Origin of the sequence: Pseudomonas sp. DCB_AW, assembly GCF_026240895.1 — a bacterium.
GTDB lineage: Bacteria > Pseudomonadota > Gammaproteobacteria > Pseudomonadales > Pseudomonadaceae > Aquipseudomonas > Aquipseudomonas kermanshahensis.
Genome location: NZ_JAPFCE010000189.1, coordinates 1 through 426, shown reverse-complemented (window position 1 = coordinate 426; position 426 = coordinate 1). Strand labels below are relative to the sequence as shown.

The 426-nt window shown below is 53.1% G+C and carries 1 rRNA gene; it reads left to right on the top strand.

The window, feature by feature from the left end:
• Window positions 1-426: ribosomal RNA gene (locus OO306_RS28205) — 23S ribosomal RNA — on the top strand; the annotation flags it as partial.

Genomic DNA, 426 nt, shown 5'->3' with positions numbered 1-426 from the left:
AACACGAGGAACCCGGTGCTGGAAGGTTAAGGGGAGAGGTGCAAGCTTTGAACCGAAGCCCCAGTAAACGGCGGCCGTAACTATAACGGTCCTAAGGTAGCGAAATTCCTTGTCGGGTAAGTTCCGACCTGCACGAATGGCGTAACGACTTCCCCGCTGTCTCCAGCATAGACTCAGTGAAATTGAATTCCCCGTGAAGATGCGGGGTTCCTGCGGTCAGACGGAAAGACCCCGTGCACCTTTACTATAGCTTTACACTGGCTTTCGCCAAGGCATGTGTAGGATAGGTGGTAGGCTTTGAAGCAGGGACGCCAGTCTTTGTGGAGCCATCCTTGAAATACCACCCTTATCTTCGTGGATGTCTAACCGCGGTCCGTTATCCGGATCCGGGACAGTGTATGGTGGGTAGTTTAACTGGGGTGGTTT